Below are 26,966 nucleotides of genomic sequence, written 5' to 3' on the forward strand. Positions count from 1 at the left end.
TGAGGCCACAGCAGTCGGCCTTCAACTTACGGATTGGACAGAGAGACGTCTCTTACCAAGATGTAATCCCGCTTCGTTGCCCGTCAGAAATATTCCGGATCATGCTCATGGAATCATTCCCACCAATCGCGGCAGCCACAGCGAGATCTCCGGCACATAGGTGATCAGGCCGAGGAACACCAGCATCGCGCACAGCCATGGCAGCACCGAGATGGTGATCTCGCTGATCCCCATCTTGGCGATGCTGCTCGCGATATAGAGATTGAGCCCGACCGGCGGATGGCACAATCCGACCTCGGTGTTGACGATCATCAGGATGCCCAAGTGCACCGGATTGACGCCGAGCTTGGTCGCCAGCGGAAACAGGATCGGCGCCATGATCAGCAGGATCGACGACGGGTCCATCACATTGCCGGCGAGCAGCAGGATGACGTTGACGACCAGGAGGAACATCCAGACCGAGAAATTCTTGTCGATGATCCAGGCCGCCATCTCCTGCGGGATCTGCTCATGCGTCATCAGGAACGAGAACAGCACCGCGTTGGTGATGATGTAGAGTAGCATCGAACTCATGCTCGCGGCCTGCAGTAGCACCTTCGGCACCTCGGAGAGCTTGAGCTCCTTGTAGACGAACACCGTGATGAAGAAGGCGTAGGTGGCGGCGACAGCGGCCGCCTCGGTCGGCGTGAAGATGCCGCCATAGATGCCGCCGAGCACGATCACGATTAGCAGCAGGCCCCAGATACTCTCGCGGAACGCCGTGAACTGCTGGGCGATGGTTGCCTTCGGCATCTTCGGGTAACCGTTGCGCTTCGCGACGAAGAAGGTCACCGCGGCCAGCATCAGCGCGAGCAGGATGCCCGGCACGATGCCGGCCATGAACAGCGCGCCGATCGAGGTGTTGGTGGAGACGCCGTACAGCACCAGGATGATCGACGGCGGCACCAGGATGCCGAGCGCGCCCGATGTCGAGATCACGCCGACGCCGAAGCGCTTGGGATAGCCGTGATCGACCATCGCCGGCATCATGATCGAGCCGATTGCGACCACCGTGGCGACGCTCGAACCCGAGATCGCCGCGAACATCGCGCAGGCGGCGACGCCGGCGAGCCCGAGGCCGCCGGGCAGATGGCCGACCAGCGAGGTCGTGAATGCGATCATCCGCCGCGCGACGCCTCCCCGGGTCAGGAAGGTGCCGGCAAGGATGAAGAACGGGATCGCCATGATGCCGAAATTGTCGAGACCCGAAAACAGCTTCAGGCCGACGCTCTCGATCGGCACCTCCGTCATGGTGAACAGGAAGGTGAGCACGGTCAGGCCGAGCGAAATCGAGATCGGCATGCCCGTGAGCATCAGGGCAAACAGCAGTCCGAAGATAAGGGCGGCGCTCATCACGCTTCTCCAAGCGCGATCGGCGCATTCTTGCTGGTCTCGACGCCGTCGACATGGGAGGCGTCATGGTGCGGCAGATCGCTTGTCCACCAGTAGTTCCAGCACACCTGCAGGAAGCGGAAGCACATCAGGTAGGAGCCGAGCGGAATGCAGCCATAGACGATCCAGCTCGGGATCTCGAGGTCGGGCGAGACCTGATCGGTATGCATCAGCTCGAACACGAACTTGGCGCCCATGGTGCCGACGATCGCGGTGAACAGCGCGCCGCCGAGCAGGCCGAACATGATGACGACCTTGCGCCAGCGGTCGTTGAGGCGGTTGATCAGGACGTCGACGCCGACATGAATGCCGGTACGCACGCCATAGGCGGCGCCGAATTTCGCCATCCAGATGAACATGTAGATGCAGAGTTCCTGCGACCAGGCCAGATTGATGCCGAACAGGTACGGATAGAGCACGGGAACGTCCACCAGGAAGCGGTGCACGACGGTGATGAAGGTGAGCAGCGTCGCAGCGCCCATTAGGCTCGCGATGATGATTTCCTCAAGCCTGTCGAGAATTTTCAGCAGCATCGATCTCCCCCGTCATGGCCCGATGCGGCGATCCGGCCATGCCCCTGCCCGCGACCTCACGCGGCCGCGGCGTTTATTGGTTTGCGCGACGATCTCGATTGAGAAGGCCCATCCGCGAACTCCCTGCACCTCTCCCGCTTGCGCGGGGAGGTCGCATTGCATCGAAGATGCAATGCGGGTGGGGGCTCTATCCACAACTCGACTCGCGGAGAGAGCCCCCACCCCAACCCTCCCCCGCAAGCGAGGGCTTTGCGCAATCGCCTCTGCGGGAGTGAGGGCCTGTATCAGGGATTTTTTTGCTTGCTCTTGGACGGCGCGCGAGGATGTACGGCCTCGTTTGCCCAGCCGATCGACAGTATTGCGGAGCGGCGGTCATGCCGGAACTCCGATTGGGCGCAATATTGCCCATCGTTTGAGGTTCATGGCCAGGCAGAGAAGGCGCAGATGAGTGTGGTTGCGTGCCAGGCCCAGATAGCGAGCGCGGGCCCAGCCGTAGACGCCCTTGAGGCGCGCGAAGACTTGCTCGACCGGCGCGCGGCGCCGTCCCACGGCATCGTTGAAGCGCTTCTGTCGCTCGGTCAGGGCATGATGCTTGTTGGGCCGGAACATCAGCCGCGGCTTGATGCCCCGGGCCGCGAGCCCGGCGCGGCGCTCGTGCTTGTCATAGGCTTGGTCGGCGTAGACCGCCTTCTCGTCACCGCTGATCAACTCGTCGGCCGGCACCGTGTCGTTGACCGCGGCGTCGGTCAGCTTGCTGCGACGGATGATCGCCGAGCTCTGGTCGACGCCGACATGCGCCTTGTAGCCGAAGTACCGCTTGCCACCCTTCTTGGTCCATCGCGCATCCGCATCGCGCTCGCTGTTGACCAGCTTGCTCGGCGCGCGCCCGTCCGGGCCGGGCGGCAGTGGCTCCTTCGGTGGCTTCGGCGGCTTCACCGCCGACGGGATCAGGCTGGCATCGATCAATGTGCCTCGGCGCAGCACCAGCCCGCGCGCGTCGATCTGGCGCAGGATCTCGGAGAACAGCGTCTCGTCCAGACTGGCCTGCTGCAAAGCTTCGCGGAAGCGCCAGATCGTCGTGTGGTCGGGCGTCTCGTCACCGAGCACAAAGCCGCAGAATTCTCGGAACGAGGTCCGGTCATCGAGCGCTTCTTCCAGCTCCGGATCGGACAGCCCGTACCATTGCTGCAACAGCAGCGCCTTAAACATCACCAGCCGCGGATAGGGCGGCGCGCCACGCTCCGGTTCCGGGAGGCCGCGCAGCACGCGCTCGATCGCCGCCCAATCGACCAGCTCGCAAATCCGCCTCAGCACCGCACCCCCTTTCCCCCGCCGCGACGCCAGCGCATCTGCGAAGCTCGCTTGCCCAACCTGCCGATACGCCATCCCCAGCTCCATGTTCAGCTCGGTCTTAGAGAATCGCAGATTCGCCTTTACGCAAAGCCCTCGCAAGCGGGAGAGGGAGCACACCGCCTCCTTGGCGGCTGCCATCGTCCCTAGTTCATCGGGCCGCGGCCGGTTTCCTTGAGGAATTCGTCGATCAGCGGCTGACCGACGCGGGAGGCGACGTCCTTGTATACCGGCATCATCGCCTTGCGCATCGCCTCGTCCTGCTCGGGCGTCAGCGCGATGATCTCGGTCTTGCCCGCCTTCTTGATCTCGGCGAGCGCGTCCTCGTTCTCCTTGGCCGACTGGTTGTTGCCGAACTCGGTCGCTTCCTTCATCGCCTTGTTCAGGTCGTCGCGGATATCGGCCGGCAGGCCGTCCCAGAACTTCTTGTTTACGACCACGACGTAGCCGATATAGCCGTGGTTGGTGACGGTGGCGTATTTCTGCACCTCATGCATTTTCTGGGTGTAGATGTTCGACCAGGTGTTCTCCTGGCCATCGACGACGCCGGTCTGCAACGCCTGATAGACATCCGAGAACGCCATCACCTGCGGGATCGCGCCGAGCGCGCGGAATTGGGCTTCCAGCACCTTGGACGACTGGATGCGGAATTTGAGGCCCTTGTAATCAGAGGGCGCGACGAGCTTTTTGTTGGCGCTCATCTGCTTGAAGCCGTTGTCCCAATAGGCCAGACCGGTCATGCCCTTCGAATCCAGCAGCTTGAGCAGCCTGGCGCCGAGCGGGCCGTCGGTGACCTTGCGCAGCGCCTTCAGGTCGGGGAGGATGTAGGGCAGATCGAAAACTTCGAATTCCCTGATGCCGATCGGGCCGAACTTCGAGTTCGACGGCGCCAGCATCTGCACCGCGCCGAGCTGCAGCGCCTCGAGTTCTTCCTTGTCCTTGTAGAGCGTCGAGTTCGGGTAGACCTCGACCTTCACCTTGCCGTTGGTGTATTTCTCGGCGAGTTCCTTGAACTTGTCGGCCGCCTTGCCCTTCGGCGTGTCCGCGGCCACGACGTGGCTGAATTTGATGACGATCGGCGACTGCGCCGACGCCGGCCCGACAAAAGTCAGTGCCGCGATCGACGCCGCGGCCAAAATGAACTTACGCATGTTTCCTCCCGCGTAATTGCGGAGCACGAACCACCGGCCCCGGGACATCCGGCCGCACCAATACAGAGAAGCGGCGGCGAATGCCATTGCCCCTTTGGCAGGGTCTAATTTGCCTGATTGCTGCACTGCAAAACGGACGTGGTGCTCACTTGCAGGGTCCACATTTTCGGTGTCATCGCCCGGCTTGCCGCCTCCGCTAAAGCTTCGGCGCGCCTGGCAGTGTGAGCCTCGTCGAAGCCTTGGCGTAGACGGGACCGGGCGATCCAGTATTCCAGAGACGGTTGTGATTGAGCCGATGGGCCGCGGCGTACTGGGTCGCCCGGTCCCAGTGCGCAATTGCGCAAAGGCCGGGCGATGACAAAGTGGATGGGATGCAGCTTCGCGTTCTCGCGACATGAATTGCCCGAGCTTTGCTTTTCGTTTCGCCCTCTTATCATGCAGAGGGCGCAGGGAAAGCCGGGTGCCGATTGCACCCATGGGCCCGGTGCAACAGAAAGCACCGGGGTAGGACCACAGGTGTAACCGGAAACAACCCGGCTTTCCCTGCGCGATGGGTTACGGCTTATACGTGCTCTCCCCGGCGAGACTGGGCTCTTTTGTCACCGCCATCAGCAGGGACGTTAGTCCCTCGCTGATGAGACACCTGCCACTAGAGCGTTTCACGATTTGGCGGAAGCATAACCTGCGTTGGCGAAATAGTTGCTGCATTCGCGGGGCTGGATAGTTGCAACAAGGTCGCCGATGTGACGCCAAGTGTCTTCGAGGGTGCGCTTCTGGGCGATGCGCATCCAATGCTTGATTTTAGCAAAGGCCTGCTCGATCGGATTGAGGTCTGGTGAGTAAGGCGGCAGATACCAGAGCCTGGCGCCGGCGCCGCGGATGGCGCGGCGCAGAGCGGCCGACTTATGGCTGCCGAGATTGTCCATGATGACGATGTCGCCCGGCTTGAGAACGGGGATGAGCTGCTGTTCGACGTAAGCTCGGAAGCACTCGCCGTTGATTGGCCCATCGAAGACGCAAGGGGCCGTGAGGCCATCGCAACGCAGAGCGCCGAGAAAGGTCAGCGTTCGCCAGTGGCCGTGCGGGGCAAAACCTCCCACTCGCTCGCCCTTCGGTCCCCATCCGCGCAGCGGGGCCATGCTGGTTTTGATCCAGGTCTCATCGATGAAAACCAGGCGCTGGGGATCCAGGCTGGCCTGCCATGACCGCCAGCGTCGCCTCCGACGCGCAACGTCAGCGCGGGCTTGCTCGAGGGCGAACAGCGTTTTTTTTGAATCGCAGCCCTTCGCGCCGCAGGAATGTCCAGACCGCATTGTGAGAGACCTTGACCCCGCGCGCAGCGAGTTCGTCCTTCAACTTGTGCAGCGTCAGATGCGGTGTCTGGCGAATCCGCTCTTTGATGAACGCGCGGTGCGGTTCCAGCACCGGCTTCCGGTGCCCGCCCATTTTGCCCGGCGCCACTGAGCCGGTCGCCCGGTAGCGCTGCGACCACTTCACTACAGAGGACACTGCAACACCAAACCGTGCCGCCACTATACGGCAGCTCTCGCCAGTTGCCACCGCTGCCACCACGCGCTCTCGCAGGTCATTGGAAAGAGGTCGGCCCATCAGATGCTGGCCCCCAGCCCAGCCAGCATCTTGAATCACAAACCGCCCCTCAGGGGAATCCCTCCCGATTCATCCTAGAGCGTTTTCATGGTTGGTGACGATAACCGGCATCGGCGAGAAAGTTCAGGCATTCTGTTGGCGAGAAGCGGGTAAGGGCGTCGGCGATTGCGTTGTCGAGGGCTTCGAGAGTTCGTGCGCCTGCCTTGCGCAGCAGGGACTTTAATTTGGCGAAGAACTGCTCGATCGGATTGAGGTCCGGGCTGTATGGCGGCAGATAGCGCAACATCGCACCGGCCGCCTCAATGGCTTCGCGGACGCCCCTGACCTTGTGGCTCGACAGATTGTCCATCACGACAATGTCGCCCGACCGCAGCGTCGGAACGAGGAACTGCTCGACCCAGGCGAGGAATGTCTCGCCGTTCATCGGGCCGTCGAAGACGCACGGCGCGGTCATGCCGTCCTGGCGCAAAGCTCCGACGAAGGTGGTTGTTTTCCAATGGCCGTGCGGGACTGTGCAAACGAGCCTCTTGCCGCGCGCGCAGCGGCCGTAAAGCCGGGTCATTTTGGTGGACGCGCCGCTCTCGTCGATGAAGACCAGGCGCTCCGGGCTCAATTCCGCCTGACCGGCGCGCCATTCCACACGCGCCTCGGCGACATCGGCCCGATCTTGCTCCGCAGCTCTCAGTGACTTTTTTTGAGCGTCAGGCCGAGCTGGCGCAGGCGCTTCCACAAGCAGCCGATACTGACCTTCACGTCGTGCGTGGCCAGCAGCCACGCCCGGATCTCCTCCAGCGTGGCGTCTGGCTTGTGCACGATCCGCTGGCGCAGCGCTTCATCGTGAGCAGCAAGTTTCGGAGCCGGCCCGCGGCCCGACGGGCGAGCCGTCGTCTCGCCAGTCGCCCGCCAACGCCCCAGCGCCTTGTAAATGTAGGAAACGCTGACCCGCAGCAGCGGCGCTGCCTGATACGCTCCCATTCCGCCGTCGACGACGGAAATGACCCGTTCACGCAAATCTTGAGAATAAGGTGCTCCCATCAAAGCCTCCGCCTCGAATCAATGCGGAAACTGAATCATGGAGCAACCGCGCTGGGAATCCTCCGATTCCACCAATTGTGAAAATGCTCTAGCCATGAACCGCTCTAGGGCGTCAGGCCTGCACGACTTCGCCGTCCGCCATCTGCCACGATCGTCCATCGTGACATCGGCGTCCACCGCATCTCACCGCAACACTCGTGACGATCGCGACGCGCCCCTCAATCGGGTGAGACGGACGGATTCATACACCGAGTTACGCTTCTGATAAAGCGAAATATTTTTGCGCCAGGGGCTGGACAGCTTTTACTGATTTGCCCGTCGTGTCCAACCGGCAACACCATTGGTAGCGGGAAAGATCGTAGGGCGGGTTAGCGGGGAATTCGGCGGATTACGCTGCGCCAACCCGCCCTACCCTGCTCATTCCGATTTTACCCGAACAAAAACGCGGCGCCGAGGGGCCGCGTTTTTATTCATTGATCAAGCAGGCCGCCAGCGAGGCTCACCTACGGAAAATCACTCCGCGCCTGGTTCACCAGAATCGGAATATCGTTGCCGCCGCCGGCGGTATTGGTGATCGCATTCTGGCCGCTTTGCACGCCCGTCACGCGCGGCCAGGGCTCGCCGGACCACCAGCCGAAGAACGGGCCGCCGGACTGCCCGGGCCAGACGTCCGCCTTCTGCAGCAGGCCTTCGTCGGTCGGGTCGTCACTGCCTTCCGTGCCGTTGATCGCGATGTTGCCCTGGAAGGTCGGCCGCGCAGCGCCAGTGAGATCTCCGGGATAGCCGATGTGGCTCCATGCCGTCAGGCCGTTCCAGGAGTCGGAATAGCCTCGCGTTCCCATCCAGCCGCAGACATCGCCGAGGCGGTTGTTGAGCACCAGCACGACGTAATCCTGCTGGGTATCGTCGACGTTCAGATTCGGGCCGACCACCTTGCGGAACGCATACCAATGGATGATGCCCGAATTTCCGAACGGCGCGTTGCCGTCGAAATAGGACGGGGTGAAGGTCACTTGGTTGACCGTGTTGTCCGGATTCCAGGTCATCATGTGCGATGCGCACAACAGGTGCCGCGGCCCGATCAGCACACCGCTCCCGGTGCCACCGGTGACGTCGACCCGCCCCACCGTGCACCAGGGGAACGAGGTGTCGGAGAACACGCGGCGCTGATCCGGCTGAAACACCGTCGTCGCCATGTATTGCCCCTTCTTCAGCACCGCGGCAGGATCGAAGAACGCCTTGTGCTGAAACCGCTGTTCGAGCGCGGGCACATGCGGATTGAACGCCAGGTGATCGGGCACGAAGCCCACGAGCTTCTTCTCGATATCGGCGGCGGCAGCGTCGGATTTGGCGGGACGTTGCAGGATCGTGCCCTTGATCGGATCCGGAAACACCCGAACGCCGGGCTTCGGCGGCACGAGCTGCCGTTCGAAGGAAATTTTGACGTCGGCCGGTTTCGATGCCGGATGCGACTTGAGCGCGGACTTCACTTGCTGCGAGCTGAGAGGATTTTCCATGACGCATTCTCCCGTTGAGGGACACTCGCGGGCGGGCGAGTACCGAGAGTGAAAATGACTCGATGCAATGCGGTTGCGATCCAGCAATCGACCTAACGTTATGTCATAATATCTTCGCAACCTGACGCGCTTGTAGCACTCGATCTCCGGACCGGATGTGAACAGGCTTACACACGGTGCGCGACCGGTTCACATACACGCGATGTGCGCCGGGATCACAGAAGCGGAGGGAGAGCGATTTCGTCGGGTGGGCAAAGGCGCGCTTGCGCCGTGCCCACCTTCACCACTCTGCTCGCGATGGTGGGCACGCTTCGCTTTGCCCACCCTACGAACTGAGCAAACAAAAAACGCGGCGCCAAAGCGCCGCGTTTTCCTATGCCCTATGCCCTATGCGATCGTACGACGACGTCAGCCAGCGGCTTTTGCCGGAGCCGCGTCGCGCTGGCGCTTCATCACGATCTTGTTGAGCGCGCCGAGATACGCCTTGGCCGAGGCCACCAGCGTGTCCGGATCGGCGGCACGCGCGGTCATCGAGCGGCCCTCATGGGCGAGACGCACCGAGACTTCCGCCTGCGCGTCGGTGCCTTCGGTCACCGCGTGCACCTGGTACAGTTCGAGCTTGGCCTCGTGCGGCACCAGGCGCTTGATGCAGTTGAAGACGGCGTCGACCGGGCCGTTGCCCTCGGCTTCCTCGATCTTGATCTGGCCGTCGACGTCGAGCTTCATGGTCGCGCGCTGCGGACCATGGGTGCCGGCGATCACGGTCAGCGAGGCCAGCTTGATGCGGTCGTGGGCGGCCGCCATTTCCTGATCGACCAGTGCCTCGATGTCCTCGTCGTAGATGTCCTTCTTGCGGTCGGCGAGCGCCTTCATCCGCGTGAAGGCGTCCTCCAGCTGGTTGGCGCCGAGCTTGTAGCCCATCTCCTCCAGCTTATGAACAAATGCATGACGGCCGGAGTGCTTGCCGAGCACCAGCGACGACTGCTTCAGGCCGACCATCTCTGGCCGCATGATCTCGTAGGTCGAGGCATCCTTCAGCACGCCATCCTGATGGATGCCGCTCTCATGGGCGAACGCATTGCGGCCGACGATCGCCTTGTTGTACTGGACGGGAAACGAGGTCGCGGCCGAGACCACCTTCGAGGCACGGGTGAGCTGCGTGGTGTCGATCTTGTTCCAGTACGGAAACTTGTCATTCCGCACGTTGATCGCCATCACGATCTCTTCCAGTGCGGCATTGCCGGCGCGCTCGCCGATGCCGTTAACGGTGCATTCGACCTGACGGGCGCCGCCGACGATGCCGGCCAGCGAGTTCGCAACAGCCATGCCGAGATCGTTGTGGCAATGGACCGAGAACACCGCCTTGTCGGAGTTCGGCACCCGCTCGATCAGCGTCTTCATGAAGTGCGTGTACTCGTCAGGCGTGGTGTAGCCGACGGTGTCGGGGATGTTCACCGTGGTGGCGCCGGCCTTGATGACTGCTTCGACGATGCGGCAGAGATAGTCCATTTCGCTGCGGGTGCCGTCCTCGGCCGACCATTCGACGTCGTCGATCTGGTTGCGGGCACGAGCGACCATGGCGACCGAGATCGCGATCACCTCCTCGGGCGTCTTGTTCAATTTCACCCGCATGTGCAACGGCGAGGTCGCGATCACGGTGTGGACGCGGCCGCGTTTTGCAAACTTCACGGCTTCGGCGCAGCGGTCGATATCGGCAGGATGCGCACGGGACAAGCCCGCGATCACCGAATTCTTCGAGCGGCGGGCGATCTCGCTGACGGCCTGAAAGTCGCCTTCCGAGGTGATCGGGAAGCCGGCCTCAATGACGTCGACGCCCATATCGTCGAGCATTTCGGCGATCTCGAGCTTCTCCTCGAAGGTCATGGTGGCGCCGGGGCACTGCTCGCCGTCGCGCAACGTGGTGTCGAAAATGATGACGCGGTCCTTATCGGACTTGGTGGCGGTGGTCATTTCAGAAATTCCTTTGAGCTTTTGCGCTCGTCATGCTCTGGGAGCGCTTCTGGGTCCGGTGATCTCCAACCAACCCCTGAGCGCCCAGGCACAAAAGCCCAGCCGGCCCTCAGGGGCAGGTAAGAAGAAGGCCGCCAATAAGCAGGGTGGGCAGCGCGGCCGGGACCGTGGCGGCGGCCAGAGCCACCTCCTCCGAAATCCCATCAATTTGGCCGCGAATCACCATTGCCAGACCCTTTTGAGCGCAAATCCTCGGTCAAAACCGTTGACGGTTGGTTGCCGGAGGCCCGCGCAGGGGTGTTTCTAGACGAGAAGAATTTTCGCACTGAAATCGCTATTGTTTTTGTCGTTGTACCAACGACTGTACCCACAGAGATTTAGTGCGTTGCCCTGATCCGCACTGATCTATCCTAACCCCATTGACTGTCAAGGGCGCGAGGAATAGGTGAGGCCTGTCGTGAGGTCGAAAGCGCCCCTCCGTGGGATAGACGTGATCGCCTTGGGCAGAGGGATACAGGCCATATGGTCCCCTTGGAGTGCCGTTGAACCGGCCGCCAAGGCACAACCATGTCCGAGCCTCTGTCTCTGTCCCCGCAAGGGGCCGCCGAATATCTCTCCCTCAGCAAGCCAACTATCTACCGCCTGTTAGCCGCTGGCACCATCGCGGGCAAGCGGCACGGCACGCGGACGTTGATCGATGGCAAATCGGTCCGCGCGTATTACGCGAGCTTGCCGGACTACGCGGCGGGCAATTCGATTCCAAACTCTCCCCGGTCTCTGCACCGCCGCAAACCCGCGACGAAGGGAGGGCGCCGGTCATGAGCCGAACCATAATTCCCGCCCTACCGGGTTATTTCATCGCGAGCTTCATAGAGGCCAACACAGACTATGAGGCCGACGAATTTTCGCTGACACCAATCATCGCGTGGGTGATCGATCTCGATCTCAGTGAGAAGGGAACGTTGACCGGCAGTCCCATGCCGATCGGAGCGTGTTTTGGAGTCATCGACGATAGGAGCTACATCAAATGTCCGGACGGCCAATTCTTTAGAGGAGATGACCAGATGGACAATGAGGCGATTGCACTTGCCAACGCAAGGCGCTCCAAATGACATCTCCCCATGACCATGTTAAGCCATTCGTCGATGTGTTCCTCGCGGATGTCGCCGTTGATCCGGCGCTGAAGCTTGAACTTCAGCAGGCCCTTCTAACGATCTTTGGCGGCTACATCTGTGAGGGTTGCCCGCACGGGGAGAACGATCTCGTAAGAGGCGCGCTCCTCTGGCTGGACGAGTCTGATCCGGGGCCGTCACCGGAGCCGATGAGCAAGGCGGAGTTTATTCAGCGCACCGGCTGGTCTTCGCCGTGACGGGCGACTGCCGATTTTCAACACCGAAATTCGCTCAAAAACGGTGTTGAAAATCGGGACCTAATTCAGGGTCGGCCGACGCGTCGATGGCGCGTCGGCGCCGAGAAGGTCGGCGAGATCGTCATCGTTGTCCGCCACGATCCCCGCCGCCGTGTGCTTCGTTTCCCCGGTGACGGAATGGCTCGCGAGATACATCCCGATCACCTCGCTTTCGGTGAACTTTTTGCCTGCCTTCGCTTTCGCTGCCGCCTCACCGAGCAACCACGGATATAGCTTTCTGCCGTTACGTCCAAACGGTCTAATCGAATCGCTGCCTCTCTTCTTTCCCCATTTGACGGCGTCGAGAATTTCGAGAGCTTTTCCGATCGCTCGATCGCCAACCTTTATGTTGGCTCGCTGGAGAAGTTCGCGGATTTCCGGCAGTGTCATGACAGACGGCCACGTGCCGATGTTCTCTTCGATATACCGCGCGTGATCGCCAGCGCCCGCTAGGATCATGTCGCCTTTCGCTTCGGTCACAGGGGCCGCCGCCGCGCCGCTGTAGTTGCCGCAATCGTGCGTCATCAGGTGATGAGCGACCGCAGCAATGGCTTCAGGGTCCCGGAGCTTCGCGTACAGCGCATCATAATATTCCGGAGTCCTCTTCATCGCGTCGGTGCGCAGCACGAGGTAGCGCCGGTCAGAGAGATCGAGCGAGATCGCGGCGTCTTCGTTCGTCATCGCGATCAGGCCGAAAAAGTTCTCCATGTTGAACCGTGGGATGCCCTTCTCGTTGATCGTGATCCGCTCCTCGGTGATGATGTCGTGCAAGGCAGTCTTGACCTCGTTGCGCTCGACGGCGCGCAGCTCCTCGATCACGAGGAGCTTGGCGCGCATCGCGTAGCCATTGAAGTCGCCGCGCAACGCGCCTTGCGATACCACCGACTGATTATGCTCGCCGATGATCTTGGTGAGCATATTGGAGATGAAGCTTTTGCCCGTGCCTTGGATACGACCTTGGATGAGCAGCGCGTGTTTCGGTTTCTTGTCGAGATTCTGGACGAACCACGCAAGCCAATTCGTGAGCATGCGCCGGTCCAGCTCGTCGGGGAACAAGAAGGCCAGATGATCCTGCCACCAACTGATGTCACCCTCTTTCGGGATCACGCTGGACGGTCGATAGAGATTGAACATTCGTCCGCCTTCAAGGTCCTGCCCGGCGCCCGGCTTGTACCCGACACATTCATAGCGCGCCACGGTGCCCGTCTTGTTGGACAGCATGTTGTCGGAGACCTTGCCCTTGCTGAACAGAAACTTGAAGTGGGCGTCGATCACGCCGCGCTTCCAACGGATGCGCGGATCGGCCTTCTTGAGGAAGCGATCAAAGTCGCCGCCGACATAGACGAACTGTTCGATGAACTTAGCCTTGCTCCAATCGGTCTGAGCCTTCTGCCCTTCGGGTTTCTCGGCTTCCGCCTTGCGGGCCTTAGTGCGAGCGCGCTTCTGCTTCGCGATGTCCTTCGGATCACCGAACGGCACGATCGCGGACGAGTCGAAGTCGCGATCCTCCTCGAAATCCAGCTCGGCGGTGCGGTCGCCACCACGCGATTGACTCGCGTAGCTGTAGGCATTTTTGACTTTAATTTCCAGACCCTCCGCGTCCCATGGCGGGATACAGCGAGGGCTATAGTATTCGAGCATCAGCGCGAGGCACAGCTCCGGCGAAATACCTTTGTCGCGGACGCCCATCGCGATCTTGAGTGTTTGAAACTCGCCGCCCTTGCCCTCGATCGCAGGTTCGGCGTCTTCCTTCAGGAACGCGATGGCCCAATCGACGTTGGCAGGCTTGTCGGTTTCGATCGCCATCTCGCCTGCGTCGCTGAGGCCGTGCTTCGCTTTCGCTGCGCTCAACACATCGTAGAACCAGCTCGGCGCCTTGGCGACTGGGCTCTCGCGCACCGACTCATAGCATGTGCCATTCGCGAACTGACACCCGGCGATCAGGACGTAGTTGGGCGAGTCGATGTTAAGGCCGAAGCCGTGCTCGCCCAGTGCGAAGACATGCTCGCCTTCGTAGTATTGATGACGACCCCCGCTTGGTGTGCGGACTTCCTCGGTCGGTTCGGGCCAGCCATATTCGAGATCGAGATCGGCGTAGGTCGCCTCGCCACTCTTGCCCTCCTTCGTGTCCACGTCTACAACGATGAGCTGATCGCCCTTCAAGGCGAGTCCCCAATTGCAGCCGGGATAGAGATTGGCCCACGTGCGAAGTTGCTTCTCGTCGGCCGACGCGGTGACGAGATAGTTTTTAATCAGCGGAGGGAATTTCGCGCCGGGCTTCACGGGAAGGAGACGCCGCCGGGGATTCATCGCAGTATAGCTCAGCGCAAGCGCGAGCGACTGGGCCTTCGTAAGGCCCTTGATTTTTGGTGGCTTCGGTGCTACTTTACTCATCGTTATTGCTCCAGTTTCGGCGGTTCAGCGCCGTAGCTCACAGACCCGGCCTTCGCGGCCGGGTTTCGTGTTTCAGGCCCTCTCGAAAATGCGGCGTCGCTGCGCAGCATTGCGCCGGATCGAGGAAACGCTGCCCGGCGTGTAGCCGTCCCGGTCGCGACGATCGACGCAAATCGTTACGGTATAATCCAGCATCATGGCGCAGATGATCCAACGCCGCGCGCGGTCGCGATCTCGCGTCGATAGGCCGATCCACGACTTCCCATAATAGTCTACCGCGAGAAGTGGATGCCCCGCGTGCAACGCCGTCGATCGCTTGTCGTAGATCGCATGCGGCACTGTGAGGCAGTAAGGCGCAGGCGCAGAAAAGCGCGTCAGCAGCCAATCGGCGGCGGCCTCGGAAACCTCTTCGTCGGTCGCGGATTCTGCAAGCGAGAGAAGCCGGTTTTCCGCCTCTCTCGCTTGCTTTTCGCCTTCGATTATCTCGACTGGCTCACGCACAATCATCCTCGGTGGGGACTTCCGACGATCTTCTGTCGCGCACCAAGCATCATTTTCCGATGCGCGAAACCTAGTTAGGCCGAAAAATTTTAGGGCCAGCGCATCACGCGCCGGACCGATGCGCGCCGTCGCGGCGCGCCATTGCTCCCAGCTCGCCGACAGCGCATCGACGCCGATCTCGCGCAACATCGCATCGCGTTTGTGGAAGAGGGCTGTCAGCTCGGAAGCATAATGTTCCTGGATATTGCGATCATATTTTCGTTCGATGTCTCGCGTCGTCATGCGGTGGTCCCCTCTCTGGGCTGATACGACCACGCGCCGGGGTGGGGACGACCCGACGATGGCCTACGGAGCCCCGGGAGGGGCCTGTCTTTCGCCCGGCGTGTGAGGCCGCGCTATCGGAAATATCGAATCCTGCGCCCGCGCTCGCTGTTTCCATCGCGGTTGCGCGCTCTCGGAGGAGCTGCGCTCGTTCGAATTGGCCTACGGATTCCAAAATCGCGGCGCGAGTGTACATCGACTGCACTGCGTTGCTCATCGGTTGGTCGCTTTCGCGTAAGCTTTGGCGATCGCATCCGCGTGCTTCTCGAAGGCAAGCTCCGCCGCAGCGGTCGTCAGCGCCAGCGCTTCGTAAACGGTCAGCGGCGTGAGACTTCCGACGAGATCGCGGAAGTGTCTTTCGTTCAGGAACGTCTCGGCGCCGGTCTCCAGGTCTTGCTCGACAAAGACCGGCATCCGCAGCGCGTCCGGGATGTCCAGATACGCGCGTTGCTCGGTCAGCATGAATTCAGACGACGGCGCGGGCTCGCTCAGCACGAGTCCAAAATTCGGCTCAGCATGTTGCTGCCCGATGCCAACGTCATCGGCTCGTGACATGAGGCTGTGGAAGTCGATCATTTTACTCTCACTCCTCCGGGGCGCGGCTCATCACCGATGCCTTCCACGGGATCGTCATATCGGCTCGACTGCGGAGCTGGCCGCACGACCGGCGGTGCAGCACCCTGCGCAAGCGCGGCTTGTTTTTCCTTCCAGCGCTGCAACAAGTCAGCCAGTAAGGGAGTCATCGGCAACGGAGCGGATGGCTTTGGTGCAGGTTCTGGCGCGGGCGCTGAAGCCACCTCTTCGATTGGTGCGGCCTCGATCGCATCATCGCTGTCAAGGCCCAGCTCCTCTTCAAGCGTCGGTATGTGCCGCGTGATCAAAGGCACCTCCTGCACAGGGATCGGCGGTGGTGCGGGGCGCTCATACTGGTGGCGCACAATTTGGACCCCGCTTGTCTTATTCTCGATCGAAACGTTGGAGTGTGAGCCCCAGACCTTGGGATGGTGCGCCGCGAGCAACGCAAGCACTCCGGCCACGGGTGGAGCGTGCACGATGGTGTGCTGAATTCGGTTGCCGTGCTCATCGCGCTTGTATCGATCGCGAAGTCCAAGGATCGCCAGCGTCTCGTCATCGACGCCGACTAGCGACTCGTCTTCAACCCAAGATGGTAAACCTTTATAGTACACTTTTTCTGTGGTCCCGATCAGAGACCGCCGGGTGAACAGCGCTTCGATCTCGGCCACAGCGGCCTTGCGCGCCATGGCGACCGCTTCGTGGAAAAGCACGCGGCTCCCCATAAAATCGATCGACCAATCCGCGTCACCGGCCTCTGCCTTCTGGCTGGCGCTGAGCCACGCGAAAAATGTGCTGTTAGCTACTCCGACATGCAGGGAAGCCGCGCTCAGAGACGGGTTCACCATCAGAAAATCCGCGACGGCAGTTAGATTCTCAACGCTGCGCTTAGTCATTTCTCTGGCAACCCTGTGGCTCGACGAATTAAGTTGGTGAGGTGCGACGCGGCAGCACGGCTGCGCTCGCTCTCGTAGACGCTCCGATGCCTCGGAAAATTTTTGCCGAACTGCGCGCGACGCCGCGCAGCGGCCGCCTCTTCAGCGGCTTCCTTCGCCGAGAGATTGTATTTCGCTGGTGTCAGCGACAGGCCTCTACCGATGACGAGCACCATGGACGTCTCTTTACCTGCGCTTGATGGCGCGAGCGGCGTCGCATGCAAATAGGCGGAGCGGTTCAGGGGGCTCGACCAAGCCGAGCGCTTCGTCCTGTAGCCGGGCACGATCGCGAGCTGCATGGTCCCGGGCGACCTGCATTGCATCGGGCCGTGGATTCGCGAGAAGCCATTTCCTCAGAGCGTCGGCGACGGCGCCGCGCGATACCTTGACCGCTGCTTCAGCGTCGCGGAGTCGATCTCGCGCCGCTGCGACAGCGTAGAGATTCTTCTCGACTTCCGCCGCAGTTTCGGCGGCTGTGGCGGAAGTTGATGGCTTGTCCGCCTCCGCCGTGATGGTGCGGCGAATGCGACCGGTGCCCGCGACTTGCTGGCGCGTCACCGTCCCCGCGCCGAACCGCTTGAGCACGTCGAGACGCGGAGCGCCGTCGTCAGTCCAATGCGAATCGTCGGCGTCCGAGAGCTTAAGAAGTGCAGCGTTAAGGCTCATTTTCTAATTCCTTTTTATCGGTGTTGAGATCGGAGGCCGAGAGCCATCTACGCTTTGAGGATTAAAAGCACTCCCGGCCTCGTCACTCGTTCTCCCGGATTGCACCGTCAGCCGCGTGATCGGCGCGTCTGGACATTGGCGGGGCCGGGGACGGAGGCATCACGCCTCCGGTTTCAGATTGGGGGTAGCCCAGCAGATTTCCTCTGTGCTGCCAGAACAGCGTAGAGTGCATCCGTGAACGTGACCTGAGGCTGCGCGAGGCGATCGGCTTTTTGCGCGGCGTCGAGCGCTCGAAGCGCGACCGGTAGCGCCTTGCGCGCTGCCACAAGCTCGTCTTCATCTTCCTGATTTTTCAGCCCGGCCGAAATCAGCTCGGCAAAGCAGCCCCTTTGCTCTTCGGTCAGCGCGGTAATTTCGGAATCTTGGAAGTCCGTCCTTAGGCGGCCGTAATGATCAAACAATTCCATGTGATGGCCTTTCGATTGTTGTTGAGGTGCGGGATGCATGCCCCCAAAAGCACGCATCCCGCTGGACCGACGAGGCTCATGACCAAAAGCCGCGCCGATTCGTGGGGAGCTACCGGCGGCGGTGCGTGAGCCCGGCGGGAATGCGCGCCACCGGGTCGGCGGTCGAGCGGTTGCGCATGCCATGAGTGGTCGGGTCGGCTTGCTCACTGGAGATTTTTCGCTCCTGATCACTGAAGCCATTGCCCTTTAGATACTCGCGCACGTCATCGTTCGGCGCGAGCGGATTCTTCGGAGACGCCTGACCGGGCAGTAAACTGGACGGCAGCGCGCCTTGATTGGTGCCGAGCGGCTGCCCAGCGAGATGTTCGATTGGCTTCACGGGTTTCATGGTCGTTCCCTCACTTCCACGCGGGCGATCGAAGCGCCCGGTTTTTCTTGCGGATGGTGTACATCGCCGCCTGAAGCGCGGCGCCGCGCTTCACTGGCGGATTGAAAAATCCCGGTGCGGTTTTCGGAGTCACTGCCGGTGATGTCTGTTTGGTCTTGGTCTTGGTCGTGCTCATCTCATCGCCTCTTCACAGTTCGTGCGCGGGACTTCCAATTGAAGGGATCGATCGAGGGCTGATACTCGACCCGATGACCGATCCGGATTTGAGCCATGTTGCGAGTGTCGCGGCCGTCGAAGTACAAGTAGTCCCCCGTCTCATCCGACCTCACGAAGCCATAGTTCATCCCGATTGCATTGACTCGGATGGTCGTTATCAGACCGGTGAGGAACGGCAGCGGTTTGACTTCAGTCGCCCGTCGCTTTCCCGCTACCCGTTCGATCTCGAAGGAGACGCGGAGGCCGCGCTCGATCTCTACCGGGATGATGCCTCTTGCGAGCGAATCCTGATCAAAAATCACTCGCTCTTCCGGCGATACTCGGCGCCCTTTGCCCGCGTCTTCGTCGCTGACGATCAGGCCCCAGAGCTTGCCCGGCGGGCAGTGGGTGGCGATGTTCACAACGCTGCCCAACATGCCATCTACTCCGCGCTGTCGAGCCCGACCGCCGCGCCATCGTCGAGCAAGTCCTGCGCGACGCGCTGGCCCGCCGCTGGATTATGTTGGCCGCGATGACGGCGCGATGGCGTAGAAGGATGAACCGGCACAGGACGTGACTTCGGATGCGTGCCGAGCTGTAGGGCAATCATCGCCGCTCCGTAGCCGGGGTCTCCAGCTTGCGGGCGATAGCGTTGTACGCCCGGTTGCGGGCCGCTCGGATCGCTGGGTGTGGGACCTGGGCCAGTCGAGCCCGGCGCTGGGAATGCGCTCAGGCCGCCCGGCTGCGCCGCGCGAGATAGGCGCGTACCCTGAGCCGGAAGGTTGCGAGAAGAACGTGCCATGGGCCTAGCACCCATTCAACGAGTCGCCGCGCCTGTCCCTGCATCCGGGATTAGTGGGCACGGGCGCGAGCTGCTTCTCGATCGTCGGCCGCCGCGTCACCAACGGAGCGTTACCGCCGTCGAGCACTGCGGCCGATTGAGTGCGGCTCAGCTTCCGCGCGGTGACGGTGCTTCCGTCGCGCAACACTACGCTGTGCGCCATGCCGTCATGAACCGGCGCGGGCGCCGTGGTGAAGTTCTTCGGCCTCCGGCCGTCTCTGCCGATTGATCTCATGGTGGCCCTCCTAGTTGAAAGCTGGATTTGGTTTGGTGGAACCGACGACGCAGCCGCAGGATTTTGCGATCGACTGCGCCCGAGCTAAACCCATCGACCGGACACAGGCGCCCTGCCGGGTGATGTTCCAGCCCGCTGCGCTCCACGGATTTTTGGCGCGCTCCGGATCGAATGGCTTCTTGCCGGTCGCACCGGGCTTGGGAGCGCTGCGCGGATCGTAGGGATTGCTGAAGCCGTGTTGCCGCATCACTTCCTCGAAGCGCTGCTTGCCGAGCTGTTTGTACAGCGCACTCACCGCCGTAAGGTTGCCCGCTTTGGCTCGGTCGATGAGATCGCCAGTGTCAGGCGGAAAGAAATGCGGCTTGCTCTCGCGCAGGTTCTTGGTCCACTCCTCAATCGAAACACCCTCGGCGTTCACGAGGCTGTCGCCGTGCGCCTTGAAGGTCGGCGCGAACGTCGCGATTGCATCGTCCTTTGCCGTGGTGAAGATGTCGGCGAACTCATCGGCCGACAGCAGCTTTTCCATTTCGAGTTTAGCGTCGCGATATGCCATGTGGGGCTCCCCTAGATTTTGCGCTCGACAATCGGCCACGTATCGACCCAGCGCTGAAGCTCCGTGCGCTCGATCACGACATAGACGCCGTGGCGCCGCGCGGTCAGCTCGCCAGAGCGGACGGCCGCATTGACTTTGTTGCGCGAAATGCCAAGGGCTTTCGCCGCGCTCACTTGTGAGAGCGCGATGGGCTCGACTGTTTCTGACATGGTCCGATGCTTTGCTATCTGCGCACTGTCGCGCAGCGATTGCGGCGCTCAGTGCAAGGCGTAAGCGCCATGGTCTATAATATGTCCGACAGAATCTCCGAACAACTGGCAATTAACGAACGAGCGCAGCGCTCGTGATCGCGTCTCGATCGAGTCCCGATCGAGTCTCGATCGAGCGCAGCGAGAGTCACGCAAAGCCTATGAAACAAGGCGTTTGCAGCTCATGAGCTTCGATGATCTTGCTAAGCCATCTACGGAGACGACCGATCGGACCGCGCCGCGCGTCTACAAAGAGATCGCCGGGCATCCGGTGGCGCCGCTTCACTGCGCGCTGATTTTCAACGTGTTGAAAATCGAGAGGATCGAGGTGGGGCGATCTCGGCGCGGCCGTCGCCAACGGATGCTGGCGCCGTCACCATCGCCGGATGCTGGCGCGGCCGTAGCCCGGTTGTCAGGGGGCGGAGCGTGGAGAGAGAGAGAGAGAGAGAGAGAGATGACTCAGGAGCCGCTATCGTCGAGATCGAGCCGGGCGATCTCTTTCGTATCGGCGCGGGCGCGGCCGGGATGTTGCGTCGCGCGGCGGGCGGGCGCGGCCGAGCCATTTGTCAGGGGCGCTGGCGTCCGGCGCGGCCGTAGTCGTTCAAGGGGCGGGGCCGGGTTCGTTGTCAGGCGACGGACGCCCGCGAGCCTCTAAAGGGTTGCGCGGTGGTTGCGGGGGATAAAGGGGGACGTTTTGGCCAGCTATTAAAAAGGGCGAACTGGTGCGGCCGGAGTCGTCAAGGGGCGGAGCCGGTGTCCGTGGAGAGCGGCCGGGCGCCGGGCACGGTGTGCCTGCGTGCCTGCGTGCCTGCAATCTTTTCACTCCGCTACAGCGGCGCTGCACTGCTGTACGCTGTGCTCCCCTCTCTAGATTTATATATCAATCTATAAAAAGAAGTAGGCACAGCAGGCACAGGCCACAATAACACGATAATTCAATGGCTTAAGCGTGCCTGCATGATGTAGGCACGTGGTAGGCACACGTAGGCACGCCGGTATTTCGTTTTATTGGCCTGATAGATGGCTTTTCAGACGAACTGGACCGGCCTCTATTTCGGTTTATTGCCAGATCGGCCAAAATCGGGGCCGTTAACCTTTCTTATTAAGGTTAATAAAGCCTAAAACGACATTTTCGTTCGTTTTCGGCGTCATAAACGACACTTTCTGTCGTTCGAGCCCGCCGAGACGACACTTTGTTGCGAAGACCGCGCCTGTGGTAGCGTTAACGTTACTAAGTAGCGTTAACAACAGCTCGGCCCTGCCGGGCGTTAACCACGTCGAGCGAATCCCCTTGACGTGCGCCCGGCGCATACCGCGTGAGATGGCTTCTGGCCTTCCGAAAGCCTTGCATTTTAGCGATCTCACGCGCTGGCGTGCTGCTGATATTCCGAAATTAACCCTTTGCTAACCATCTATTCAGTTGTCGCTTGCGTTTGAAAACGCAAGCAATATCAATTGCTTATGAGATATGCCATAACATCCAATTTCGGAATGGTTGCACGTGCAACGATCATGCTGAATAACAGAACAACATCGCGACTCGTGGTTAACAACAGGTGAGCCCCGGGGCCGCCGGGCCGCGTGGGACCGGTACGGTAGCACCGATGAGCTATGGGGTACCATTATACCAATCCGGCAAACGCCAGATGCTGATGGCCCCTAGCTTAAGCGCTCTCTTCGACTGGAGAGCCCATATTTCGGAAAATAGAAAGAGAGATTGCACCCCAAAACCGAGGCGGATATTCCGGAATTCCGGAAAATGGGGCGCTGTTTTGGCACCTCCAGCCCCTTGACCCCGGGCAAAGAACACAAAAACACCCCTCGAAAACGAGAAAAATCGAAAAACTACCTGCCATTGATTTCATTGAGCTTTTTCGACCGTGTTTCGTTTTATTGGCTGAAAAATAGTTCAATCGTCGAAAAATAACCCATTGATTTTAAAGAGCTTTCCATTTTGAAATTTCCGCGCGTTTTCGTGTTTTCGAGGTCGCGGGCCGGAAACGTAGGCCAGATGGCTTATAAACCGAAATACTAGGCGCCTTTTGCAGGGCGCCGTCCGGCCCTACTCGCCCCGCTTCTCGCCCCGCCGCTCGGCTTCCGCCTCGATCAGAAGCTCGACCCAAGAGGCGACGCTGCGCCGATCGTCTCGCGCCATCTGCTCGGCCAACGCCTTGATGGGCGGCCGGACCTTCATGTGAAAGGCGGCAGAACGGACCTCTTCGACGGGCTTTTTGGGCATGGCGGAATCGTCTTAACCAAACCTTAAGAACACAGCAACCTGACAGCTCTCCGACGCTAACTAAGCAGCAACATGCTGCTATGTTGGCAGTCAGGCGCACCCAGCGCCCGGAGGCAATGACAGATGCTTTATAGAGCCCAACTCCTAACCAAGCCTGACTACCAGCCCGGCGCCCGCAACGCCGTGATCGGCCGCGCGTGGCTGAACATCGGCAAGCCAACCCGGAGGATCGCCAAGGCCGAACAGCTCTTGCGGTCGATCCGGATCGACCGGCCGGACGCGGTCCTGCGCATCCAAGAGGTGGCAGCATGACCCTCCCACCGAAAGAGCAGTATCTCGGAGACGGGGTGTACGCCTCATTCGACGGCTATCAAATCCAGCTCCGCGCACCGCGTGAGGATGGCGACAGCATCGTCTATCTGGACTCCGAGGTCCAAGCCGCGCTGGTCGAATTCATTGAACGCATCGTGAGGGCCGCACCATGAAGCCGCTCACACCAGAGGAAGCACGCCAGCTTGCGGCAAAGACGCACAAGCTGATCGACGGGGCTCTCGCCGAGATCGAGATCGCGCGCGAGGAGCTGATCGAGCTGGCCGCCATCGATCGCATGCGCCTCGCCCGCAACGTGATCCCGTTCCCGCTGAAGCGTCCCGACCCGGTGCCGCACCTGTCGGCGGAGGCAATGGCTTTCGCACGCCACCGAGCCCGGCAGCGCCTGCCCTACGGCCACACGCGGCCCTCCGCGACGGTTCTTCAGTTCGTGCGCGATGAGCGCGGGAGCAATTCCATTGAATATAGCCTCCTCGCGACGCTCGTGGCGTGTGCTCTGGTCGCGATCATTGCTTCGCTCAGCAGCACGTTGGGCCGCAGCTTCGCGAGCATCGCCGCGTACCTGGGAGGCGCCTGACATGGATCACGCCTTCATCCAACGCCTGCGCGATGCAGCGGCGTCCGGCGGCCCGGTAAGGCTGTCGGCGCACGACTTCATCCGCGCGGTTCAGTCCGGCCTCATCGAATACAGGCAACGTCACGGAGTCAGCATCAATGGAAACTTCATCGGCGAATGCGCGGCGTCGATCGACGGCGCTGCGGTCACTGTCGATTGACGGGAGGCGCGGCATGCACGACAGCAGCGAGGAGCGCACAACCATCATCAGCGAAGCTTGGACCGTGCTGGCCGCAGCGAAGTCGCTGGACGACACGGCCACCGCCGTCACCGCTCGGCGCATCATCGCCGATCACTTGAGCGGGAAACGGCCAAGGATGACGGACGTGCGGGAGATTGAGAAGTACTTCCGCTGAAGCCCAAAGACGGACGTGATCGAAGAGCCCGGCCTAGCGCCGGGCTTTTTCGTTGCCGGGACCAGATGGTTTCCGCCGGGTTGATGCGCAGCGCCAATTTGAGCCGACCGATTCAGCGGCCTGCAATGACTCTCCAGCATGATCGCCCCGCAACCGAGAGGCGATCATGGCCCAGAAAACACCCGAAGAACTGTCGGCGGATATCGCCGCGCTCCTCAACAGCGGCGACGCCAACACACTGAGCAGCATGCGAGCCATGCTGGAGAGCTTCGCCGAGCTGGCGTCGCTGGAGGCCGACGAAGAGAAGGCGATCCGAGCGCTACGCGCGAAGCTGCGGCGCCAGCACAAGCCGCTCGGCGTGCCTACGAAGCAGCGGCGCCGCGCATGAGGAGTCAGCCGACAAAGGCCGAGCTGGTGAAGCGCATCAAGGGCTCGCGCAGCCGCGTGCGCGTCGCCAAGGCCGTGCAGTGTCTCCTCACCGACCACGGCCTGACACAGACCAAGGTCGCACAGGTGGCCGGGAAGTCGCTCGGCTGGGTCAACGCGCTCGCGCGATGGGACATGACCACGCAAGCCAGCCCGTGGCCGACCACCCGGGCGGAGCGAATTCAACGTGTTGAAAAAAGCCGATACAGGAAGCGTGCCCGCAAGCGCCGGGAGGAAGGTGGCAGCCGCAAGACGAAGAGCGACTGGCCCGCATTGACGCGCAAGGGTCGCTCTGCCTCGTTGCTGCCTTACGATCATCCGGCCGTCGAAGAGGCGCGCACGATTTATCCGACAACGGTGCAGATGGACTCCGCCGTGCTCAAGCCGGGCAACTATCAGTGGAAGCTCGGCGGAGAAATCCTCAAAGGCGACTGGCGCGGATTCCCGGTGTTCTCACTCACGCTGGAGGAGCGCGCCACATGTCCGGTATCCTGCAAGCACTGGCGATCCTGTTTCGGCAATCGGATGCACCTTGCGCACCGCATGCCTCATGGCGAGGACCTGGAACAACGCTTGCGACTCGAAGTCGCGCAGCTCGCGGCCGAGCACACCAATGGCTTCGCGATCCGGCTGCACGTGCTCGGCGACTTCTACTCGCCCGGATATGTCGCGGTCTGGCGCCAGTTGCTGGACCACCATCCCGAGCTGCACATCTGGGGCTATACCGCTCGGATCGACGTGACTAGCGATCCGATCGCGGCTGCGCTGGTGGAGCTGGCACAAGATCAGCCGGAACGGTTCGCTATGCGCTTCTCCAATGCGCCGCCGTCGCTCGGCGTCGCAGCTACGATTTCGATCGAGCACCCGAAACAGCTCCCGCCGGACGCCACGGTCTGCCCACAGGAAACCGACAAAACGGAATCGTGCAGCAACTGCGCCCTGTGCTGGAGCCCGGCGCATCGCACGGCACGGGTCGCCTTTATCCAGCATTAGCGGGAGACCAAACGAAAGAGCCGCCGCTGCCGGATTGGAGAACGGCAGCGGCGGCTCTAAGTGGATTCGAAGCTCGTCCAACGAACCCCACCCGACGAACATTGCGGCGCGAACCCTGAACAAAGGGTGTAGACACGGCCTAGACCCACTAATTTGCTTTCATGAAGTCGCTGAGCAACAAACGTAAGTCTCACCCCATCATAGAGGCGCAAGCCATGTACAGTTCCGAACTGTGTCGCGCACAAATGGATGAATGCAAGGCTCTGCTGTCATTGGCGGAGAGCCCGGCCGAAACGACGGTGCTTAACCTCTTGGTGCGCAATTGGCGGAACATCGCCAGCCAGACAGATCGCTACACTGAGTTAGTGCGTGACAGACCTCCGAAAGAGTGAGGTCGCCTCAGCCCGCCGCCCTCAGCCCGGGGTGCCTGTGCGCTGGCGCTGGACGGCCGACCGGATAGACCGGGACACCGAGCGGCCCCTCGCTGCGCCCCGTAATGGCTTCCTAGGGGCTGGTGCAGTAGTCCGACCACGCTTGAAGCATCGGGCGCAACGCCTTCAATTGGTCGTCCCTGTCATATCGTTCATATGCGGCCTCGGTCGCGGTGCGCCCGGCCGCGTGCGCCTTGGCAAGCTCGCGAAGGTCTTTCGGGTAGCCGTTAGCCTTGGCCCACGAGGTGAAAGCGGTGCGCATCCCGTGCACCGTCACAGAGGCATTAGGGCGTAACGCGGCGAGCACGTCATTCAAGGCCGACTTGTGCATCCCACCAAAGATCAAGCCAGACGCCTTGCGCGTGCCGAGTAGAGCGAGGGCTTCGCGGCTTAACGGGACGGCATGCTCCTCGCCTTGTTTCATCGATCTCTCTTCCCGGCCGCCGGGGATGATCCATGCGTCCCCTACGATCTCGCGCCAGTCAGCCAAGCGAGCTTCCGCGTTGCGAGCGACGGTCAAAATCGTGAAGGCGAGGGCACGGGCAGCGGCCGAACCATCGGCGACAAGCTCACGATAGAACGCGGGCACGCCATCACGATGCATCGCAGGCCGGGGTGTGCTCTTGGGCGCGCTCTGGATTAGTTGCCCGATGATCTCTTTGCGGGCCGGGTTGGGACCGTCCGCCCGGGCCTTCTTTGCCACGGCGTGAGAGATCACGAGCCCGATCCGGACGCGCATCTTGTCGGAGTTGGCGAGCGCATCGCTCCAGCGAGTTCGCAATTCGGTCTCAACATCCGTGTGCGTGATCTCATCCGCCCATAGCCTGCCGAGCGCGCCGGTCTTCAGGAGACGGTAGTTGCGCGGTTCGTTGCTCTTTACCTTCCACTCCGTGGCCCTCAATGAAATGAAGCTCTCGACAACATCCGCGAACCGCATGCGCTTGGGCGCATCGCTCTTTGGTTCGGTCGCTGGCGCGGCGGAGTTGAGCACGGCAAGGCCCCGGCGCGGGATGCGCTGTTCATACCGCTTCGCCGCGAACGCGTTGCGTGCGTTGCGCGCGGCGCTCAGGCTCATCCCGTGGTGATAGCTGCCGAGGCTGGTCGAGCGGAAGCTAATGCCGTCCCGGAATTTGTAGACCCAGAGCGCGGACCCGCCCCGGATTTTTAACGAGAGGCTGGCACCATCGCTAAGCGTCTGATCCGCGCCGCTGGCAATGGCTTTGGTGATGTCGGCCGGGCTGAGATTCCCCATGG

General features: G+C 61.5%; 34 protein-coding genes and 1 pseudogene. 10 read left to right on the forward strand and 25 right to left on the reverse strand.

Features of this window, described 5'->3' with window-relative positions; genetic code table 11:
• Positions 1-105: 105 nt before the first annotated feature.
• The 8 genes from ACP2YO_RS37275 to ACP2YO_RS37310 form a co-directional block, all read right to left on the reverse strand.
• A complete protein-coding gene (locus tag ACP2YO_RS37275) occupies positions 106-1,392 on the reverse strand; it encodes a TRAP transporter large permease (RefSeq protein ID WP_426436048.1) in 1,287 nt (428 codons plus the stop codon).
• Positions 1,392-1,964 carry a TRAP transporter small permease gene (locus ACP2YO_RS37280; protein WP_426436049.1) on the reverse strand — a complete coding sequence of 191 codons (573 nt, stop codon included), beginning with the start codon at positions 1,962-1,964 and terminating at the stop codon, positions 1,392-1,394. Before ACP2YO_RS37280 ends, ACP2YO_RS37275 begins: the two co-directional genes overlap by 1 nt.
• Positions 1,965-2,336: 372 nt before the next feature.
• Positions 2,337-3,350, reverse strand: a complete 1,014-nt coding sequence (locus tag ACP2YO_RS37285; RefSeq protein ID WP_426434110.1) for an IS5 family transposase — start codon at positions 3,348-3,350, stop codon at positions 2,337-2,339.
• Between the two features lie 110 nt (positions 3,351-3,460).
• The gene (locus ACP2YO_RS37290) at positions 3,461-4,465 is read right to left on the reverse strand and encodes a TRAP transporter substrate-binding protein (RefSeq protein ID WP_426436050.1); all 1,005 of its coding nucleotides are present in this window, start codon (positions 4,463-4,465) and stop codon (positions 3,461-3,463) included.
• A 659-nt stretch (positions 4,466-5,124) separates the two neighbouring features.
• A protein-coding gene (locus tag ACP2YO_RS37295) for an IS630 family transposase (RefSeq protein ID WP_426433951.1) occupies positions 5,125-6,073 on the reverse strand; the annotation gives its coding sequence in 2 pieces (ribosomal slippage) (positions 5,125-5,736 and positions 5,738-6,073; 948 coding nt in all).
• Between the two features lie 85 nt (positions 6,074-6,158).
• Positions 6,159-7,108 (reverse strand): IS630 family transposase gene (locus ACP2YO_RS37300; protein ID WP_426435017.1). Its coding sequence is split into 2 segments (ribosomal slippage): positions 6,159-6,772 and positions 6,772-7,108, totalling 951 coding nucleotides; the frame shifts between segments, so codons are not numbered across the junction.
• A gap of 503 nt (positions 7,109-7,611) precedes the next feature.
• Positions 7,612-8,625 (reverse strand): trypsin-like serine peptidase, encoded by a 1,014-nt coding sequence (locus ACP2YO_RS37305; protein ID WP_426436051.1) that lies wholly within the window; start codon positions 8,623-8,625, stop codon positions 7,612-7,614.
• Between the two features lie 408 nt (positions 8,626-9,033).
• The gene (locus ACP2YO_RS37310; RefSeq protein WP_426436052.1) at positions 9,034-10,596 is read right to left on the reverse strand and encodes a 2-isopropylmalate synthase; all 1,563 of its coding nucleotides are present in this window, start codon (positions 10,594-10,596) and stop codon (positions 9,034-9,036) included.
• A 567-nt stretch (positions 10,597-11,163) separates the two neighbouring features.
• Here ACP2YO_RS37310 and ACP2YO_RS37315 point away from each other — a divergent pair.
• From ACP2YO_RS37315 to ACP2YO_RS37325, 3 genes are read left to right on the forward strand one after another with little or no spacing between them, the layout of a single operon-like run.
• On the forward strand, positions 11,164-11,418 hold the full coding sequence (locus ACP2YO_RS37315; RefSeq protein ID WP_426436053.1) for a helix-turn-helix domain-containing protein: 255 nt from the start codon (positions 11,164-11,166) through the stop codon (positions 11,416-11,418).
• On the forward strand, positions 11,415-11,708 hold the full coding sequence (locus ACP2YO_RS37320) for a hypothetical protein (RefSeq protein WP_426436054.1): 294 nt from the start codon (positions 11,415-11,417) through the stop codon (positions 11,706-11,708). Before ACP2YO_RS37315 ends, ACP2YO_RS37320 begins: the two co-directional genes overlap by 4 nt.
• Positions 11,705-11,965 carry a hypothetical protein gene (locus ACP2YO_RS37325; protein WP_426436055.1) on the forward strand — a complete coding sequence of 87 codons (261 nt, stop codon included), beginning with the start codon at positions 11,705-11,707 and terminating at the stop codon, positions 11,963-11,965. Before ACP2YO_RS37320 ends, ACP2YO_RS37325 begins: the two co-directional genes overlap by 4 nt.
• A 60-nt stretch (positions 11,966-12,025) precedes the next feature.
• On the opposite strand, the gene ACP2YO_RS37330 is transcribed toward ACP2YO_RS37325, so the two are convergent.
• The 16 genes and pseudogenes from ACP2YO_RS37330 to ACP2YO_RS37405 form a co-directional block, all read right to left on the reverse strand.
• A complete protein-coding gene (locus tag ACP2YO_RS37330) occupies positions 12,026-13,693 on the reverse strand; it encodes a primase-helicase family protein (RefSeq protein WP_426443407.1) in 1,668 nt (555 codons plus the stop codon).
• 234 nt (positions 13,694-13,927) lie between these two features.
• Positions 13,928-14,398: pseudogene (locus ACP2YO_RS37335) on the reverse strand (bifunctional DNA primase/polymerase); the annotation flags it as partial.
• A gap of 72 nt (positions 14,399-14,470) precedes the next feature.
• Positions 14,471-15,181, reverse strand: a complete 711-nt coding sequence (locus tag ACP2YO_RS37340; RefSeq protein WP_426436056.1) for a hypothetical protein — start codon at positions 15,179-15,181, stop codon at positions 14,471-14,473.
• A gap of 252 nt (positions 15,182-15,433) precedes the next feature.
• A complete protein-coding gene (locus ACP2YO_RS37345; protein ID WP_426436057.1) occupies positions 15,434-15,796 on the reverse strand; it encodes a hypothetical protein in 363 nt (120 codons plus the stop codon).
• Positions 15,793-16,689, reverse strand: a complete 897-nt coding sequence (locus ACP2YO_RS37350; RefSeq protein WP_426436058.1) for a hypothetical protein — start codon at positions 16,687-16,689, stop codon at positions 15,793-15,795. The genes ACP2YO_RS37345 and ACP2YO_RS37350 overlap by 4 nt, the downstream gene beginning before the upstream one ends.
• The gene (locus tag ACP2YO_RS37355) at positions 16,686-16,904 is read right to left on the reverse strand and encodes a hypothetical protein (RefSeq protein ID WP_426436059.1); all 219 of its coding nucleotides are present in this window, start codon (positions 16,902-16,904) and stop codon (positions 16,686-16,688) included. The genes ACP2YO_RS37350 and ACP2YO_RS37355 overlap by 4 nt, the downstream gene beginning before the upstream one ends.
• 10 nt (positions 16,905-16,914) lie before the next feature.
• Positions 16,915-17,394: a hypothetical protein gene (locus ACP2YO_RS37360; protein ID WP_426436060.1), complete on the reverse strand. Its 480-nt coding sequence runs from the start codon at positions 17,392-17,394 to the stop codon at positions 16,915-16,917.
• A gap of 173 nt (positions 17,395-17,567) precedes the next feature.
• A complete protein-coding gene (locus ACP2YO_RS37365) occupies positions 17,568-17,861 on the reverse strand; it encodes a hypothetical protein (RefSeq protein WP_426436061.1) in 294 nt (97 codons plus the stop codon).
• Between the two features lie 109 nt (positions 17,862-17,970).
• Positions 17,971-18,249: a hypothetical protein gene (locus ACP2YO_RS37370; protein ID WP_426436062.1), complete on the reverse strand. Its 279-nt coding sequence runs from the start codon at positions 18,247-18,249 to the stop codon at positions 17,971-17,973.
• Between the two features lie 10 nt (positions 18,250-18,259).
• Positions 18,260-18,424 carry a hypothetical protein gene (locus ACP2YO_RS37375; protein WP_426436063.1) on the reverse strand — a complete coding sequence of 55 codons (165 nt, stop codon included), beginning with the start codon at positions 18,422-18,424 and terminating at the stop codon, positions 18,260-18,262.
• 1 nt (position 18,425) lies between these two features.
• Positions 18,426-18,866: a hypothetical protein gene (locus ACP2YO_RS37380; protein ID WP_426436064.1), complete on the reverse strand. Its 441-nt coding sequence runs from the start codon at positions 18,864-18,866 to the stop codon at positions 18,426-18,428.
• Between the two features lie 20 nt (positions 18,867-18,886).
• Positions 18,887-19,054: a hypothetical protein gene (locus ACP2YO_RS37385; protein WP_426436065.1), complete on the reverse strand. Its 168-nt coding sequence runs from the start codon at positions 19,052-19,054 to the stop codon at positions 18,887-18,889.
• A gap of 196 nt (positions 19,055-19,250) precedes the next feature.
• A complete protein-coding gene (locus tag ACP2YO_RS37390; RefSeq protein ID WP_426436066.1) occupies positions 19,251-19,520 on the reverse strand; it encodes a hypothetical protein in 270 nt (89 codons plus the stop codon).
• 10 nt (positions 19,521-19,530) lie between these two features.
• Positions 19,531-20,073 (reverse strand): hypothetical protein, encoded by a 543-nt coding sequence (locus ACP2YO_RS37395; RefSeq protein ID WP_426436067.1) that lies wholly within the window; start codon positions 20,071-20,073, stop codon positions 19,531-19,533.
• A gap of 11 nt (positions 20,074-20,084) precedes the next feature.
• Positions 20,085-20,282, reverse strand: coding sequence for a helix-turn-helix domain-containing protein (locus ACP2YO_RS37400; RefSeq protein WP_426436068.1), 198 nt, complete (start codon positions 20,280-20,282; stop codon positions 20,085-20,087).
• Positions 20,283-22,383: 2,101 nt separating this feature from the next.
• Positions 22,384-22,560, reverse strand: a complete 177-nt coding sequence (locus tag ACP2YO_RS37405) for a hypothetical protein (RefSeq protein ID WP_426436069.1) — start codon at positions 22,558-22,560, stop codon at positions 22,384-22,386.
• 123 nt (positions 22,561-22,683) lie between these two features.
• On the opposite strand from ACP2YO_RS37405, the gene ACP2YO_RS37410 reads away from it, so the two are divergent.
• The 7 genes from ACP2YO_RS37410 to ACP2YO_RS37440 all read left to right on the forward strand — a co-directional run bounded on the left by ACP2YO_RS37410 (position 22,684) and on the right by ACP2YO_RS37440 (position 25,281).
• Positions 22,684-22,872 carry a hypothetical protein gene (locus ACP2YO_RS37410; RefSeq protein ID WP_426436070.1) on the forward strand — a complete coding sequence of 63 codons (189 nt, stop codon included), beginning with the start codon at positions 22,684-22,686 and terminating at the stop codon, positions 22,870-22,872.
• Positions 22,869-23,045, forward strand: a complete 177-nt coding sequence (locus tag ACP2YO_RS37415) for a hypothetical protein (protein ID WP_426436071.1) — start codon at positions 22,869-22,871, stop codon at positions 23,043-23,045. Before ACP2YO_RS37410 ends, ACP2YO_RS37415 begins: the two co-directional genes overlap by 4 nt.
• Positions 23,042-23,467 (forward strand): Flp family type IVb pilin, encoded by a 426-nt coding sequence (locus ACP2YO_RS37420; RefSeq protein ID WP_426436072.1) that lies wholly within the window; start codon positions 23,042-23,044, stop codon positions 23,465-23,467. The genes ACP2YO_RS37415 and ACP2YO_RS37420 overlap by 4 nt, the downstream gene beginning before the upstream one ends.
• A gap of 1 nt (position 23,468) precedes the next feature.
• Positions 23,469-23,666 (forward strand): hypothetical protein, encoded by a 198-nt coding sequence (locus ACP2YO_RS37425; RefSeq protein WP_426436073.1) that lies wholly within the window; start codon positions 23,469-23,471, stop codon positions 23,664-23,666.
• A 13-nt stretch (positions 23,667-23,679) separates the two neighbouring features.
• Positions 23,680-23,862: a hypothetical protein gene (locus ACP2YO_RS37430; protein WP_426436074.1), complete on the forward strand. Its 183-nt coding sequence runs from the start codon at positions 23,680-23,682 to the stop codon at positions 23,860-23,862.
• Positions 23,863-24,028: 166 nt separating this feature from the next.
• Positions 24,029-24,250 (forward strand): hypothetical protein, encoded by a 222-nt coding sequence (locus ACP2YO_RS37435; RefSeq protein ID WP_426436075.1) that lies wholly within the window; start codon positions 24,029-24,031, stop codon positions 24,248-24,250.
• Positions 24,251-24,276: 26 nt separating this feature from the next.
• Complete coding sequence (locus tag ACP2YO_RS37440) at positions 24,277-25,281, forward strand: GP88 family protein (RefSeq protein ID WP_426436076.1); 1,005 nt, start codon at positions 24,277-24,279, stop codon at positions 25,279-25,281.
• Positions 25,282-25,785: 504 nt separating this feature from the next.
• Here the strand turns inward: ACP2YO_RS37440 and ACP2YO_RS37445 are convergent.
• Complete coding sequence (locus ACP2YO_RS37445; RefSeq protein ID WP_426436077.1) at positions 25,786-26,964, reverse strand: tyrosine-type recombinase/integrase; 1,179 nt, start codon at positions 26,962-26,964, stop codon at positions 25,786-25,788.
• Between the last annotated feature and the right edge of the window lie 2 nt (positions 26,965-26,966).

The sequence above is a fragment of the Bradyrhizobium genosp. P genome (genome assembly GCF_049949265.1).
In the GTDB taxonomy this organism is placed as follows: Bacteria; Pseudomonadota; Alphaproteobacteria; order Rhizobiales; family Xanthobacteraceae; genus Bradyrhizobium.